The following is a 14,236-nucleotide window of genomic DNA, read 5'->3' on the forward strand; positions in this document are numbered from 1 at the left end:
CCCTTCTTTTTCTTTTAAATACAACAACTTAAATATCACTTGCCGGACTCTTCACAGAGATTATCCGGTTACTTGCCATGGTCTGTCCACAAAGTTATCCACAGCTTTTTCGTTTAAAAAAGTATCAACTCAATACGTCCAAAACGCAGCTACAGCTGGCTGAACCAGCCCTGTTGTGGCATGCTTACGCAAAACATCAAGGGATCCTAATCATGGTTGTTATACCGGACAATCCTCTCATTCTTGTCGACGGTTCTTCTTATTTATTTCGTGCTTATCACTCACCACCACACCTGACCAATTCCAAAGGAGAAGCGACCGGCGCCATTTATGGTGTAGTGAATATGCTGAAAAGTTTGTTGCGCCAATACAAACCCAGTCAGATGGTGGTGGTGTTTGATGCAAAAGGCCCAACTTTTCGCAATGAAATGTACAGCGAATACAAAGCCCATCGCCCCCCTATGCCAGACGATTTACGCAGCCAGATTGCACCTTTGCATCAAATCATTGAGGCTATGGGTTTGCCTTTGATTTGTATCAGCGGTGTTGAAGCAGATGATGTCATAGGCACATTAGCAGTTCAGGCCAGCCAACAAGGCCGACATGTGCTGATTTCAACAGGTGATAAAGACATGGCCCAGTTGGTTGATCAGCATGTCACCTTAATTAACACCATGACGGATACCATTTTGGATCCAGCCGGTGTAGCAGAAAAATTTGGTGTAGGACCAGAGCTGATCGTCGACTATTTAGCCCTGATGGGTGATAAATCAGACAATATTCCGGGCCTGCCTGGTGTTGGAGAAAAAACGGCGTTGGCCTTACTGCAAGGTATAGGTTCTATAGAAAAGCTCTACCAGCAGTTGGATCAGATAGCAGCGCTGAATTTCCGTGGCAGCAAAACCATAGCGGCTAAAATGACAGAGTTTAAAGAACAACTGATCTTGTCTTATCAGCTGGCCACCATCAAAACTGATGTCGAATTGTCATTGCAAGCGGATAGCTTAGATATCAAAACACCAGATCAGAGCAAATTGGCAGAGCTGTTTGCCGCCTGTGAATTCAGACGCTGGTTAAGCGAAGTGTTAGCAGGTAAAGACACTGCAACAGCTGTAGCCACAGAAGCAGCACAACAGAATGAAGAGCAAGAAGCTGAACGACCAGCCAGTGGCATTGATACCAGCAGCTACCCCTGCATTTTAACCGAAGCTGACTTTCTGCAGCTGCTGGAACGCTTGCCTCAAGTGGAACTGGTGGCTTTTGATACTGAAACCACCAGTCTGGATTATATGCAGGCCGATATTGTCGGTATCTCGCTGGCATTAGCCGCTGGAGATGCCTGTTATATTCCGCTGGCGCATGATTATGTTGGCGCACCTGAACAACTAGACCGTGATTGGGTGCTCACTCGGTTGAAAGACTGGCTGGAAGATGAAACTAAAGCCAAGGTGGGTCAAAACCTGAAATACGACCAGAGTGTATTGGCGCGCCATGGTATTGAACTGCGTGGCATTCGTTTTGATACCATGCTGGAGTCTTATATTGTCAACAGCGTAGCCTCGCGCCACGATATGGATTCCTTGTCACTGAAGTACCTCGGGCATAAAGCCATAGCTTTTGAAGACATCGCAGGTAAAGGTGCTAAACAAATCACCTTTAACCAAATAGCGTTGGAACAAGCCTCACCTTACGCTGCAGAAGATGCTGACGTGACTTTACGTTTGCATCAAACCTTATGGCCGATGCTTGCGCAACATTCAGGCTTACAAAAAGTGTTCCGCGACATCGAAATGCCTCTGGTGCCTATTTTGTCCAAAATGGAACGCACCGGCGTTAAAATTGATGGCAATTTGTTAGCGCAACAAAGTATGGATTTAGCCAAACGTATAGGTGAGATTGAGCAGGAAGCTTATCAGATGGCAGGTAAAGAATTTAACCTGTCTTCCCCTAAGCAGTTGCAGGAAATATTATTCGAACAGATGGGTTTGCCTGTACTGAAAAAAACACCAACAGGCACTCCGTCCACAGCTGAAGAAGTACTGGCTGAACTGGCACACGATTACGAATTTCCCAAACTCATTACTGAACACCGGGGTTTAAGTAAGCTCAAATCTACGTACACCGACAAACTGCCGTTATCCGTCAATCCGGCTACAGGCCGTGTGCATACCTCCTATCATCAGGCGGTAGCCGCGACAGGTCGTTTAAGCTCTACTGAACCTAACCTGCAAAATATTCCTATCCGTAGTGAAGAAGGCCGACGTATTCGTCAGGCTTTTATTGCAGAGGCAGGCAAAACCATACTGGCAATCGACTATTCGCAAATCGAATTACGCATTATGGCGCATTTGTCGCGCGACCCGGCTTTGTTAAATGCTTTTGCACAGGGCAAAGATATTCACAGAGCTACGGCAGCCGAAGTATTTGGTGTGGCTTTGGATCAGGTCAGTTCAGAACAACGTCGTCGCGCTAAAGCGGTGAACTTCGGTTTAATTTACGGCATGTCGGCTTTTGGTTTGGCACGCCAACTGGGTATCAGCCGCTCTGAAGCGCAGCAGTATGTCGATTTATATTTTGAGCGTTTCCCTGGCGTATTGGACTATATGGAACGCACCCGCACTCAGGCTCATGAGCAGGGCTATGTGGAAACTCTGTTTGGTCGTCGTTTGTATCTGCCAGAAATTAATGCCAAAAATATGGCCCGGAAAAAAGGTGCTGAACGTGCAGCTATCAATGCTCCAATGCAAGGTACAGCGGCCGACATTATCAAAATGGCCATGATTAAAGTGGCAGCCTGGCAGGAAAAACAACCTGCGGGTGTTGTCGCCATGATTATGCAGGTACACGATGAACTAGTGTTCGAAGTCAAAACCGAAGAGCTGGAAAGAGTTAGCTCAGACTTGGTCAACATCATGCAATCTGCTGCTTCGTTGGATGTGCCCTTACTGGCTGAAGCTGGTTCAGGGCCAAACTGGGATCAGGCGCACTAAAAAAATTGGCATAAGGCTGAACTAAGTTAAAAACACCCAGTCTGACTAAGCGTGTATATGCCCATTCCTGGTAGTTTGATTTTTCGCCCCAACTTGTTTGGGGCTTTTTTATGGATGAGCGGCCAACTCCTACACCCGTTCATGGACCGCAAAGCATCAAAATTCATGTGAGTGACAAAAGATTCCAAATAGTTAGCTATTCGCTGCCATTTTCGCCCTAAATTGTAGAATTAACCAACAAAATCAGCGATCCACATTGGTAATAAAGCTACATTTTTTCAGTTTAATTACAAATTCACTAAATTTTTGTAGTTTAATTACAGCTCTCCACTTGCATTTTTAATCAACACTTGTAGAATTAAATTCGTAGGGTACAGAGGTAAGATGTTCTATCTTTCAGCACTAATGCGCTTAACAGCTTACTTAGTGGCCAGAAAGAAAGGCTTATTTAGCCGCCCCACTGCTTGCAGTGGGGCGTTTTTTTTGTCTGCTGATCAGAAAAACTGAAATAAAACTAGATTTTTTAGAGCAAATACTTCAAACATTCATAATTCTATGTATAATAGCCCTGTCTTGTTAATCCAAGACACCCTGTTGATTTGAAATTATTGAATAGCTTCTCCCCGTTTGCTATGACCGGCCTCCTCAAAAAGGGCCGGTTTTCTTTTTTCTGGCCCATGAGCAACTGAACAGACAGTCTTAGGTAGTTTTGCTTTACTCCCCCTGATTAACAGCCAAAAAAAAGCAGAGACTATGCTCTGCTTTTCAGTATTTCGTAAAAATTTATTCTGGTTCTGCGCTATACCATTGGTCCAGCTTTTGTTCTAACTCAGCCAAACCTAATTTGGTTAATGAACTGAATACCTGCACTGTGACATCACCCATAAAAGCCATAGAGGCTTCAGTGACTTCCATCAGTACTTTTTTACGCGGCCCAGGACTTAACTTGTCCGCTTTGGTCAGGAGCAATAACACCTGCAGATTGCTTTGCACTGCCCAATGAATTAAATCCTGATCCAAATCTTTTAGCGGATGGCGGATATCCATTAAGATGACTATGCCTTTTAAACTTTCGCGTTTAATCAGATATTCACTCAGAGCTTTTTGCCATTTTTCTTTTACCGCTAAAGGCACTTTGGCAAAGCCATAACCAGGTAAATCGATCAGACGTTGATTCTCAGATAAAGAAAACGTATTAATTAACTGAGTACGACCCGGTGTTTTACTGGTTCGGGCTAAACCATTTTGCCGTGTCAGCGTATTTAATGCACTGGACTTGCCGGCGTTAGAACGACCAGCAAAGGCAACTTCGATACCTGTATCTGCGGGCAGAGCCTTAATATCAGGGGCACTGGTCAGAAAAGTTGCTTTCTGATAATTGATGATCGCTTTGTACACTGTCAGCTCCGGCTGTAAATTTCGCTATAGTGTAACGGATCCTGAAGATCCACAGAAGCTTTACTGTGATTTATGGGATTCTATCTGAGCAAGATTCGTGTAAAATAGACATAAAATATAGGGTTATTCAACTTGGTTGCCAGATTTCTGGCGGTTCAACGCGGACAGAGACGGAAAAAAAATGAAAAAATTCGCACTTCCACTCACGCTCTTTTTAGGGTTAATCAGTACAGCTTATGCATTCGATGGGGATGCTGAAGCAGGTAAAGCTAAATCCGCTACTTGTGCTGCCTGCCATGGCATGGACGGGAATAGCCCTACCGACTTATATCCGAAAATTGCTGGTCAACATGCAGGCTATTTATTTAAGCAGTTAAAAGAGTTTCAACTGGGTGCCCAAACTGGCGGTAAAGAAGGTCGTCACAACGCCCTGATGGCTCCTATGGTCGCCGCTTTATCCGAACAGGATATGAAAGATTTGGCGGCTTTTTATGCCAGCCAGAAAATGAAAGAAGGCAGTACACCAGAAGATGTGGTTGCTCAAGGCGAAAAGTTATTTCGCGCCGGTGATATGGAACGTGGTATTGCGGCTTGTATAGCTTGTCACGGCCCACGTGGTGTAGGTCACAGTTTAGCTGGCTTCCCGAAAATTTCGTTCCAGCATGCCGCTTACACCAAAGCTCAGCTGGAAGCTTTCCGTAGTGGTGCTCGTGCCAATGATATGAATGGCATGATGCGCGACATTGCGAAAAAGCTGACTGACGAAGATATTGAAGTGCTGTCTAAATATGTGGGTGGTTTGCACTAACAGCATCTTTCTCTGTAAGAAAACCAGGCTTTATGCCTGGTTTTTTGTTTTATTCACCACCTTCCCTGGCACTCATGCCTTGGGTTCATGCTTCGCATTGTTAAACATTGAAGCTCTGCAATTATTTGTGAGACATATCTCACAGCACTGTAAGACATCACTCACAAAATGCAAACCAGTGAAAAAACAAAGATAACCATTTGATTTTTAATGACATTACAAAGAAGTTCATTTTTTTTGTACTTTTTTTATACCCTTGTATTGCCATTCTGAAAAATTGGAGTAGATTGAAGTCCGTTACATTTAGTAACGATTAAAAACACGGAAGCAGGCACGGAAAGCAGCAGTGCATCAGTACGTTTTTTACAGCATCACCATGATGACAGTGTGTATTTTACACAGCGCAAGGACGGACCATTAAGTATCAGGACGATCGCGAATAATTATTTTCATAGGGAATTTGCGTAAAAATATAAGGAACTTGTGCAGACAGGGTGTTGAACTCTCGTCAGGACGACTTCAAGCAGATTATGTGTCGCGCTAGACACCTTATATAGAGGGCGGTAACATCTTACACCGCCCTTTTTATTTATCCTCACTATGAATTCAGTATGCCCACTTTGTTTAGAGTCACAAACCCAGCCTTTTTGCAGCGATAAGAAACGTGCCTATTTCCAGTGTCAGCAGTGTTTTTTGGTATTTGCTGACCGTAACACTCTGTTGACCGCACAGCAGGAAAAAGCTCAATACGATTTGCATCAGAATCAACTGGATGATCAGGGTTATCGCAAATTTTTATCCCGCTTATCTTTGCCTTTACTGACAACCCTGACTGCAGAGCAAAACACCGGGCTGGATTTTGGCTGTGGGCCTGGACCCTTATTGGCGCAAATGCTGACTGAAGCAGGCAAACAAATGCAGGTCTGGGACCCATTTTATGCGCCAGAGCCACAAGTTCTGCAGCAAAAATATCATTTTGTCAGTTGCACTGAAGCCATAGAACATTTTATCAACCCGGCGAAAGAGTGGAGTTTGTGGCTGAATTTACTGCTACCGCAAGGCATTTTGGCGGTAATGACCAAAAGATATACAGACCAAAGCAGCTTCAACAACTGGCATTATAAAAACGACCCAACCCATATCAGTTTCTTTCACCAGCGCACCTTTGAATTTCTGGCGCAGCGCGATCAGCTCGGGCTTGAATTTCCTGCCGATGACGTAGTTCTATTTAAAAAGCGAAATACCTAGGTTTTCTGGCATAAACTGGTTAAAATACGCGCCCTTTTTCGTAGGTAACACATATGACCCGGATTAAAAAAACTCGCACCTCAGGCCCACTTGGTACCAGGCACAGACCGGCTGAAGAAGCCCGTCAGGATCGCACACGCGCGCCTGAAACCAAAAAGAAAGGTGCGGGCTTAAAATCCGGTAGTCGCCATTCTCCGTCAGCCGAAGACAAGCAACAACACTCAGGCAAAGGCTCTAAAGACCCACGCCATGGCAGTAAAAAGCCAATTGCTTTAGTAGTGACAGAAGCAGAACAAAAGCTGATGGCTCAGCCGAAGCAATTCAAGCCTGTAGTCCAATTGAGCAAAGCCAAAGAGCCGGAAATGCCACCAGAGCAGGAATTAGCGCTGCTCGAAAACGATGAGAAGCTGCTGGAACTGCTGGATCAAGTAGACAAAGGCGAAATTCTGACAGGCAAAGACGCTAAGTACTTTAATGCCAAAACGGCACGTCATGCAGAGCTGGTTGCTCTGTTAGGCCTGGATCAGGATGACGAGGAAGAAGATTTGGATCCATTAGCCAAGTTAGAGCGTACTGACTGGCGTAAAGAGTTTTTAGGCGAATAGGGGATATAGTTTGACCTTAAGCTGGATACTGGCCACTTTAGCGGCAGTTTTGATTCTGGGTGGCCTTAGTTTTTATCTTGGCCGCCTGTTGTGGTTGATCAAACAACAAAAGTTAAAACAGCAACAAGTGGTTGAGGCAAAAAATGCCAATCTCACCGAAAGCATAGTGTTGATAGCCAAAGCCATGCGGGAAGGACAGTGTGAGCTGTCTGAAGGTGCGTTACGCCTTTGGGTGCTGCTGGATCATCTGCAGTTGCCTGAAAAACCAGACGCAGTTCAGACCTACCCCGCTTTGTTTAAAATGTACGATATAGTGAAAGACATGCCGACCCATCAGGCCCGCAAAGAGCGTGATAAAAAAGAAATACGGCATTTGGATCATATCCGTGAACAGGCTGAAATTGACTTAAAAACCGATATCCTGGCTGACGTACATAAACTGCTGGCGTTTTTCCAGAACCAAAAATAGAAATAGAAAAGGCAGCTCTGGCTGCCTTTTTGTTCTGAATCAGTTGTTATTGCTTGTAGACTACACCAGCTTTCATCACAAAACTGACCTGACCCATTAACTGAATATCCTGCAGCGGATCGCCTGGTACAGCCACTAAATCAGCAATTTTACCTACAGTGACAGAACCCAGTTCCTGATCCACTTTTAATAAACGAGCCGACTCTATAGTCGCGGCCTGAATAGCTTCCATTGCAGGCATACCAGCTTCAGTCATAAACACAAACTCACGCCAGTTATCGCCATGAGCTCCAACACCTGCATCTGTGCCAAAGGCAATTTTAACCCCTTCTTTATAAGCGACAGAAAATGTGTGTTGAATTTTAGAGCCTATAGCAGCAGCTTTTGGCCGAACCAATTCAGGAAAAAAACCCGGAATTTCGGCTTTTTCCGCAGCCCATTTGCCTGCACTGATGGTCGGCACATAATAAGTGCCATGTTTTTTCATCAGTTTCATTGTGGCTTTATCCATTAAAGTACCGTGCTCTATCGAATCCACGCCTGCTTCAATGGCTCTGTCCATACCCTCTTTGCCATGCGCATGCACGGCCACTGTCATGCCATAATCTTTGGCCGTATCGACAATAGCTTTTAGCTCTTCTTTATTAAATTGTGGATTCGAACCACTTTTGGCCACACTCAGCACACCACCAGTGGCGGTGATTTTAATCAGGTCTGCGCCTTCTTTGTAGCGCTGCCGTACCGCTTTACGTGCTTCATCAGCCCCGTTAATAACGCCATCTTTTGGACCAGGATCGCCCATCAACTCATAAGCGACGCCATTGCTTGGGTCTGCATGACCACCAGTAGTAGCGACAGATTTTCCTGCGGTAAAAATACGGGGCCCTTTGACATAGCCCTGATTAATGGCCTTACGCAAAGCAGTACTGGTCAAATGCTTGTCTCCCAGTTCACGCACTGTGGTAAAACCCGACATCAGCGTTTTTTCAGCAAAAGTAGCACCACGTAAGGCGACGTCAGCTTCATTCATCACAAAATCTTCAGTGTAAGCACCTGGCCCCATTTGAGTAGAGAAATGAGTATGCATATCCATTAAGCCTGGCATCAGCGTGTGGCTTTTCAGATCGATCACCTGATCACCGGCCGCAGGGGTTTTGTAACCAGACTCCACAGCGATAATTTTGTCGTTTTCAATAACAACTGTTTGTGCAGTCAGTACTTTATCTGTGTCCGCTGTGATCAGTTTTCCGGCGTGGATCAGGGTCGCACTCTGGGCTGTTCCGGCGAGCAGTAAAGCGCTGGTGATGAGGGTCAATTGGAATTTCATTCAAGCTCCTGTTGGATCAACACAGCTTTTTCCAGCTGCTGTGCAACGACTATGAAACAGGAATGCTAAAGCAGCAAGAGCAGAAAAAATGAATGCGATACAGAGCCTTAGATCCGGGATTAACGGTTAATCCAGAGAGCCAAGTTCAAAACTTGCCCCGGCAGAATAAATCTGCAGCGTAGTTTTTCCTTCTGCCTGAACAGGCAAAGCCAAATCAACCAGCTGATAATAAGCCGCTCTGCTGAATTTAGCCGTTAAGCCACGCCACAGCTGCAAGTATGGCAAAAGCTGACCGTCTGACTGAGGCTGCAAAAACAATGGATATTCAGGCGTAATTAATACTTGCTCAGCTAAATTTGTGGTCGCAATAAGGGCGGGCGTATCACCCGTTTTTTGCTCTATAGCCACTATGACAAAGGCAGCATCTTCAACCTGAATACGAACTTTTTCAACCGGAGTCAGCAGGAAGTACTCTTGCTGTTGTCGGGTTAACACTGAAGCAAAAAGCTGAACCAGTTCAGGCCGCTGGATTTTGGAGTCCAGATAGAACCACACACCATGCCGATCGATACGAATAGGGATATTGCCGCAAAAAGCTGGATCCCAAAGCTCGATAGGGGCTAAATGAGGGCTTTGTAAAGACAACTGTAGTTGTTTTAAATCCATAAGGGTGCAACTGACAAAGGAAAGACCAACAGAGCATAACAACAGAATGACGGCAGAGGAAATTGGAGCACTACTGACGAGGCTCGAATCCAAGGTTCCAGAGATAAAGTGGGGTGACTACTGACGAGGCTCGAACCCGAGGTTCCAGAGATAAAGTGGGGTGACTACTGACGAGGCTCGAACCTAAGGTTCCAGAGGAAAGTGGGGTGACTACTGACGAGGCTCGAACCCGAGGTTCCAGAGATAAAGTGGGGTGACTACTGACGAGGCTCGAACCTAAGGTTCCAGAGGAAAGTGGGGTGACTAACGATGAAGCTCGAACCCGAGGTTCCGGAGGAAAGTGGGAAATTGAGATTTAGAAATTGGGGTGACTGATGGGGCTCGAACCCACGACAACCGGAATCACAATCCGGGACTCTACCAACTGAGCTACAGTCACCACAAGCGGCGCGAATTCTAGCGAAATTCCTGGTCGAAGCAAAGCTATTTTTACAAAACAAAGCCCCAAGCCGCGTTTTGCTTGGGTCGAGATACTGGCTGTGCTAGGGTATGGCCGTCAGATCAACTGACATACATCAAAGCAGTGGCTCGAAAATGGAGAAAAACATGCAACAATTTCTGGATTTTTTGGAGAAAAATCAGCAATTGATTTTAAGTTACAGCGTCAAGGTACTGGTTGCTTTAGTTATTTTGTATCTGGGCCGTTGGCTGGCTAAAAGCATGACCCGCATGCTGGAAAGGGCCTTGCTTCACAAAAAAGTGGACAGAGCTGTTGTCTCTTTTCTAAGTGGCATTATTCAAGCCGCCATTATGGTGGCTACTGTGCTGATTGCCCTGTCACAAGTGGGTATTCAGACCGCCTCTTTTATCGCCATTTTAGGTGCTGCCGGTTTAGCTATAGCTTTGGCCTTGCAAGGTTCTTTGTCGAACTTCGCTTCAGGTGTATTGATCATTTTATTCCGGCCTTTCCGGGCTGGTGATTTTGTCGATGCGGCCGGAGTTTCTGGCGTGGTGGAAAAAATCGAGATTTTCCAGACAGTGCTGAGAAGTGCCGATAACAAACGTATTATCGTGCCTAACTCTCAAATTACCGGCTCAGCCATTACCAACTACTCTGCCGAAAAAACCCGCAGGGTAGATTTAGTGGTGGGTATTAGCTACGACTCAGATCTAAAAAAAGCCAAAGACTTGCTTGAACAAATACTCAAAGCTGACAGTCGTATTCTCGCTGAACCAGCCCCGGTCATTGCTGTTGGCGCTTTAGCCGACAGTTCAGTCAATATTTTAATACGTCCATGGGTAAATGCAGCCGATTATTGGCCTGTGTACTGGGGCACTCTGGAACAAATCAAACTGACCTTTGATGAACATCAGATTGTGATCCCCTTTCCACAAATGGACCTGCACCTCAAAAAGGAAAACTAAGGTATGAAAAAGACTCTCTGCTCCCTGTCAGTTTTGGGCAGTCTGTTGGTTTTGAGTGGCCTCTTGACAGTACAGGCCGAAGAAAGCACCTCCAATACAGCAAAGTTGGGCTGGAGTACCTCTGCGGAACTAGGTGCTATTACAACCTCTGGTAACACCAAAGGTACTTCTATCACAGGAAAAATAGACGCTAAACAAGAGTTGGAACAGTGGTCTAACGACTATACCTTCAGCGCTTTTTTTAAGCGTGATGAAACTGAAGCAGACGATGGTCAGACGCTGGTGGAAACCTCAGCTGAAAAATATGCAGCTTCAGCCAAAGGCGGTTATAAGCTGGATAAAGAGTCTGCCCGATTATTCGTCTACGGCTCCCATGTAAGCGACCGTTTTGGTGCTTATACCGAATACACTACAGTGGCCATAGGTTATGGCGATGAACTCTTTAAAACCGAGACTATGTCGCTGGAAGGTGAAGTGGGTCCTGGTTATTACAGGGGCGAAAAGGATCTGGAAGAAACTGAAAACGGCATGATCATACGTAGTGCTGCCACCTATCGCTGGCAAATCAGTGAATCTGCCCGCTTTAAACAAACCGTCAGTCTGGAGTACGGTGAAGACAACAGACGTTCTATTGCTGAGTCTTCTCTGACCGCAAAAATTAACGGCCGGATGCAAATGAAAGCCGCTTTTTTAGTACAAAACGACTCCAAAGTACCAGTAGGTAAAAAGAAAACCGATACCCAAACCTCTTTAACTTTTGTGTATTCGTTTTAATCAGCCTGTTTTTAATACTGCGGGGCGCGGTTTAACCGTGCCCGCCAGCAGCAACCCTGCTGCTTCAAGTACGACGGCTAAAGCCAGCCTTTTTGCCGAGCTATTCTGGCTGCATCTACTCTATTGGCAGCATTGAGTTTGCTGATCGCTTCCGACAAGTAATTCCGTGCTGTGCCTTCGGCAATATAAAGTGCAGTTGCAATATCGGCTGTGCTTTTCCCTTCAGAGGCTAGGCGCAAAGCCCGGCGTTCTTTATCACTTAAAGGGTCATGTTCGCCTAAAGCTGATAATGCCAGTTCCGCATCTATCACTCTTTTGCCAGCCATCACCTGGTGAATAGCTTGTACCAGCTGTTCAGAGGGAGCATCTTTTAATAAAAACCCCTGAACACCGGCGGCGATAGCACGTTGAATATACCCAGCCCGGCCAAAGGTGGTGATCACTATGACCTTGATTTTGCTTTGTTGCTGTTGCAGATAAAGCGCTAATTCCAGCCCACTGCGGCCCGGCATCTCTATATCAGTCAGCAATAAATCAAAGTCCTGCTGTTTTAACAGCTGCAATGCCTGATCGCCATCTGCCGCCTGGGTGATATCAAAATCGCCATTTAAACCCAGCAGTGCAGCCAAAGCACCACGCACCATAGCCTGATCTTCTGCCAATAAAATACGCATCAGGCCTCCTTTGGCAAAATGAAACTAAAACTACTGGGTGACAGTTGCCATTCCAGCTTAGTGTTCAGTGCAGCTAAACGCTCCTGGATACCTGTCAGACCATTGCCTTGTTTCAGCTCGCTGACTTTACCATTGTCCGATACCATCACTTGATGCCCATACTTAGTCTCACCAAAATGGATTTGCACCTGATCGCCATGACTATGTTTTAGCACATTGGTCACCAGTTCAGTCAGGATCAAAACTACGGCAGTTTCTTCGCGGGCGGAAAGAGCTGGCATTTCTCCCTGAACATCCACAGCAAAACCCGCATCACGCAGTTTGCCGCTTAACAGTTGTACTTCACCAGCCAAGCCTTTGTGTTTGTAGCCAGACACTGTCTGCCGTACCTGACTTAAACTTTCACGGGCTATCTGTGCCAGTTCTTTTAAATGCTGAGCAGCTAACTCATACTGCTGTTGTTGCATCAACTTGTCAGCCAGATCAGCTTTGAGCACTATACCGGATAAACTGTGCCCCATAATATCGTGCAGATCCCGCGCTATACGCTCTCGTTCTACCATAGTCGCCAGCTGTTTAATTTCTTCGGCACTACGCTGCTCTTTCAGCATAGTTAAGCGCCGGATCCGATCGAGCACTCCGAGCACACCTATCGCCAGTACCAAAGCTGAACCATACAAGAGGAAATAAGGCGCACCTTTGATAAAAAAGTGGTCCAGCAGCACTAGTAAGGCGATCAGTGCCGCAACTCCGGCTAAAAACTGACGAAAGTTATAAGCAAAGCCGATAAAAAAACTGACATAAGCAAACATCGAAATAGAGCCGTAATTCAATGGTGTAATGCAGCTTGCAATCAGAGCCATCAGCAGTATAGGCAACAACATCTGAGTGGTATCACTGCGGCCAATCCAGTAGTAACAGCCCACAAATGCCACTAAAGCTAACATCATCCACAGATAATCGATCAGGCTGTAGTCTATGTAAAAAAACGGCGCTATATAAAACACCAGATTAACCAGATACACCCAGGACAGACGTTTTTCCAGCTCTACCATCACCTGCTCCTTAGAATCAGCAGAGGGCTCAACAGAGCCCCCTGCCAAAAGATAATTAACGATTCTGACCGTAATTTTGTTGCTGAGCCAGCAGAAACTTAGCCCAGCCGTAGGAAGGGTCCACTTCCATAGCTTTAGTCCAGTCGGCAATAGCACCAGCTTTATCACCCAGTTCCTGCTTGGCTAGACCTCGCCAGGTGTAAGCTTCTGCATGACCCCAGCAAATCTGCTGACAAGGTTGAGCAAAAAGTTCAATGGCTTTGCTGCTCAGGTCAACCGCACTTTGTTTACTGCCACCAAAGACAGCTGGCGTATTGTAGGCGGTGATGGCCTTAATCAAAGATACACGCGGATTCGCAGGTTCCAGTTCTGTCGCTTGCTGAATTGTTTTACCAGCTTTGGGACCGTACAAGGCACCTTTTACCGGGTTATTGCCAATCTGCATACCATAAACGCTGGATAACAAAGCCAGATGATCAGCTTGTGGCTGTGCTGTAGTTAACTGCTCCAACACAGACTGAGCTGAATCTAAGGCTTGTTCTGCCTGATCTTTTTGGCCTGTTAAGCCCGCTACAATAGACAAACGGTAGTTGGCATAAGCTTTGTTGTAATCTGCCGGATTTTCAGCAGCGTAAACTGCCAATTGCTTTACATCCATGCTGTTAGACGCAGCATCAATTTGTTCAATAGTGGCGGCCTGAGCCAGGGTAAAAGTTAAAGTGCTTAAAGCAATGAGTAAAGTTTTCATCTTGATAGTCCTTTTGCTGTTTCACCTTATTGGTGTGAAGCCAGTATCG

General features: G+C 45.8%; 13 protein-coding genes and 1 tRNA gene. 7 read left to right on the top strand and 7 right to left on the bottom strand.

Going from position 1 to position 14,236, the window contains the following annotated elements; all coding sequences use genetic code 11:
- Positions 1-212: 212 nt before the first annotated feature.
- Positions 213-2,990, top strand: coding sequence for a DNA polymerase I (polA, locus tag RHEIN_RS00355; RefSeq protein WP_008896973.1), 2,778 nt, complete (start codon positions 213-215; stop codon positions 2,988-2,990).
- A 783-nt stretch (positions 2,991-3,773) separates the two neighbouring features.
- Here the strand turns inward: polA and yihA are convergent.
- Positions 3,774-4,388: a ribosome biogenesis GTP-binding protein YihA/YsxC gene (gene yihA / locus RHEIN_RS00360; RefSeq protein ID WP_008896974.1), complete on the bottom strand. Its 615-nt coding sequence runs from the start codon at positions 4,386-4,388 to the stop codon at positions 3,774-3,776.
- A gap of 181 nt (positions 4,389-4,569) precedes the next feature.
- Here yihA and RHEIN_RS00365 point away from each other — a divergent pair, with 181 nt between their 5' ends.
- The 4 genes from RHEIN_RS00365 to RHEIN_RS00380 all read left to right on the top strand — a co-directional run bounded on the left by RHEIN_RS00365 (position 4,570) and on the right by RHEIN_RS00380 (position 7,518).
- Positions 4,570-5,196 carry a c-type cytochrome gene (locus RHEIN_RS00365; protein WP_008896975.1) on the top strand — a complete coding sequence of 209 codons (627 nt, stop codon included), beginning with the start codon at positions 4,570-4,572 and terminating at the stop codon, positions 5,194-5,196.
- Positions 5,197-5,889: 693 nt separating this feature from the next.
- Entirely contained in the window at positions 5,890-6,444 is a 555-nt protein-coding gene (locus tag RHEIN_RS00370; protein WP_008896976.1) for a methyltransferase domain-containing protein, read from the top strand.
- A gap of 53 nt (positions 6,445-6,497) precedes the next feature.
- On the top strand, positions 6,498-7,049 hold the full coding sequence (gene yihI / locus RHEIN_RS00375; RefSeq protein WP_008896977.1) for a Der GTPase-activating protein YihI: 552 nt from the start codon (positions 6,498-6,500) through the stop codon (positions 7,047-7,049).
- A 10-nt stretch (positions 7,050-7,059) separates the two neighbouring features.
- Complete coding sequence (locus RHEIN_RS00380) at positions 7,060-7,518, top strand: DUF2489 domain-containing protein (protein ID WP_008896978.1); 459 nt, start codon at positions 7,060-7,062, stop codon at positions 7,516-7,518.
- 46 nt (positions 7,519-7,564) lie between these two features.
- Here the strand turns inward: RHEIN_RS00380 and RHEIN_RS00385 are convergent, their stop codons facing one another.
- The 3 genes from RHEIN_RS00385 to RHEIN_RS00395 all read right to left on the bottom strand — a co-directional run bounded on the left by RHEIN_RS00385 (position 7,565) and on the right by RHEIN_RS00395 (position 9,950).
- Positions 7,565-8,845, bottom strand: coding sequence for a metal-dependent hydrolase family protein (locus tag RHEIN_RS00385; RefSeq protein WP_008896979.1), 1,281 nt, complete (start codon positions 8,843-8,845; stop codon positions 7,565-7,567).
- A 126-nt stretch (positions 8,846-8,971) separates the two neighbouring features.
- A complete protein-coding gene (locus RHEIN_RS00390) occupies positions 8,972-9,511 on the bottom strand; it encodes a DUF1285 domain-containing protein (protein ID WP_008896980.1) in 540 nt (179 codons plus the stop codon).
- A 363-nt stretch (positions 9,512-9,874) separates the two neighbouring features.
- Positions 9,875-9,950 (bottom strand) — tRNA-His (locus RHEIN_RS00395).
- 167 nt (positions 9,951-10,117) lie between these two features.
- Here RHEIN_RS00395 and RHEIN_RS00400 point away from each other — a divergent pair.
- Positions 10,118-10,936 carry a mechanosensitive ion channel family protein gene (locus RHEIN_RS00400; RefSeq protein ID WP_008896981.1) on the top strand — a complete coding sequence of 273 codons (819 nt, stop codon included), beginning with the start codon at positions 10,118-10,120 and terminating at the stop codon, positions 10,934-10,936.
- Positions 10,937-10,939: 3 nt separating this feature from the next.
- The gene (locus tag RHEIN_RS00405) at positions 10,940-11,710 is read left to right on the top strand and encodes a DUF481 domain-containing protein (protein WP_008896982.1); all 771 of its coding nucleotides are present in this window, start codon (positions 10,940-10,942) and stop codon (positions 11,708-11,710) included.
- Between the two features lie 77 nt (positions 11,711-11,787).
- Here RHEIN_RS00405 and RHEIN_RS00410 read toward each other — a convergent pair whose 3' ends face one another.
- Genes RHEIN_RS00410 through RHEIN_RS00420 form a run of 3 tightly spaced genes read right to left on the bottom strand, consistent with a single transcriptional unit; the run spans position 11,788 to position 14,187 of the window.
- A complete protein-coding gene (locus RHEIN_RS00410) occupies positions 11,788-12,384 on the bottom strand; it encodes a response regulator transcription factor (RefSeq protein ID WP_008896983.1) in 597 nt (198 codons plus the stop codon).
- The gene (locus RHEIN_RS00415; RefSeq protein ID WP_008896984.1) at positions 12,384-13,439 is read right to left on the bottom strand and encodes a sensor histidine kinase; all 1,056 of its coding nucleotides are present in this window, start codon (positions 13,437-13,439) and stop codon (positions 12,384-12,386) included. Before RHEIN_RS00415 ends, RHEIN_RS00410 begins: the two co-directional genes overlap by 1 nt.
- A gap of 55 nt (positions 13,440-13,494) precedes the next feature.
- Positions 13,495-14,187: a hypothetical protein gene (locus RHEIN_RS00420; protein ID WP_008896985.1), complete on the bottom strand. Its 693-nt coding sequence runs from the start codon at positions 14,185-14,187 to the stop codon at positions 13,495-13,497.
- Positions 14,188-14,236 lie beyond the last annotated feature (49 nt).

This window comes from Rheinheimera sp. A13L, from assembly GCF_000217935.1.
GTDB lineage: Bacteria > Pseudomonadota > Gammaproteobacteria > Enterobacterales > Alteromonadaceae > Pararheinheimera.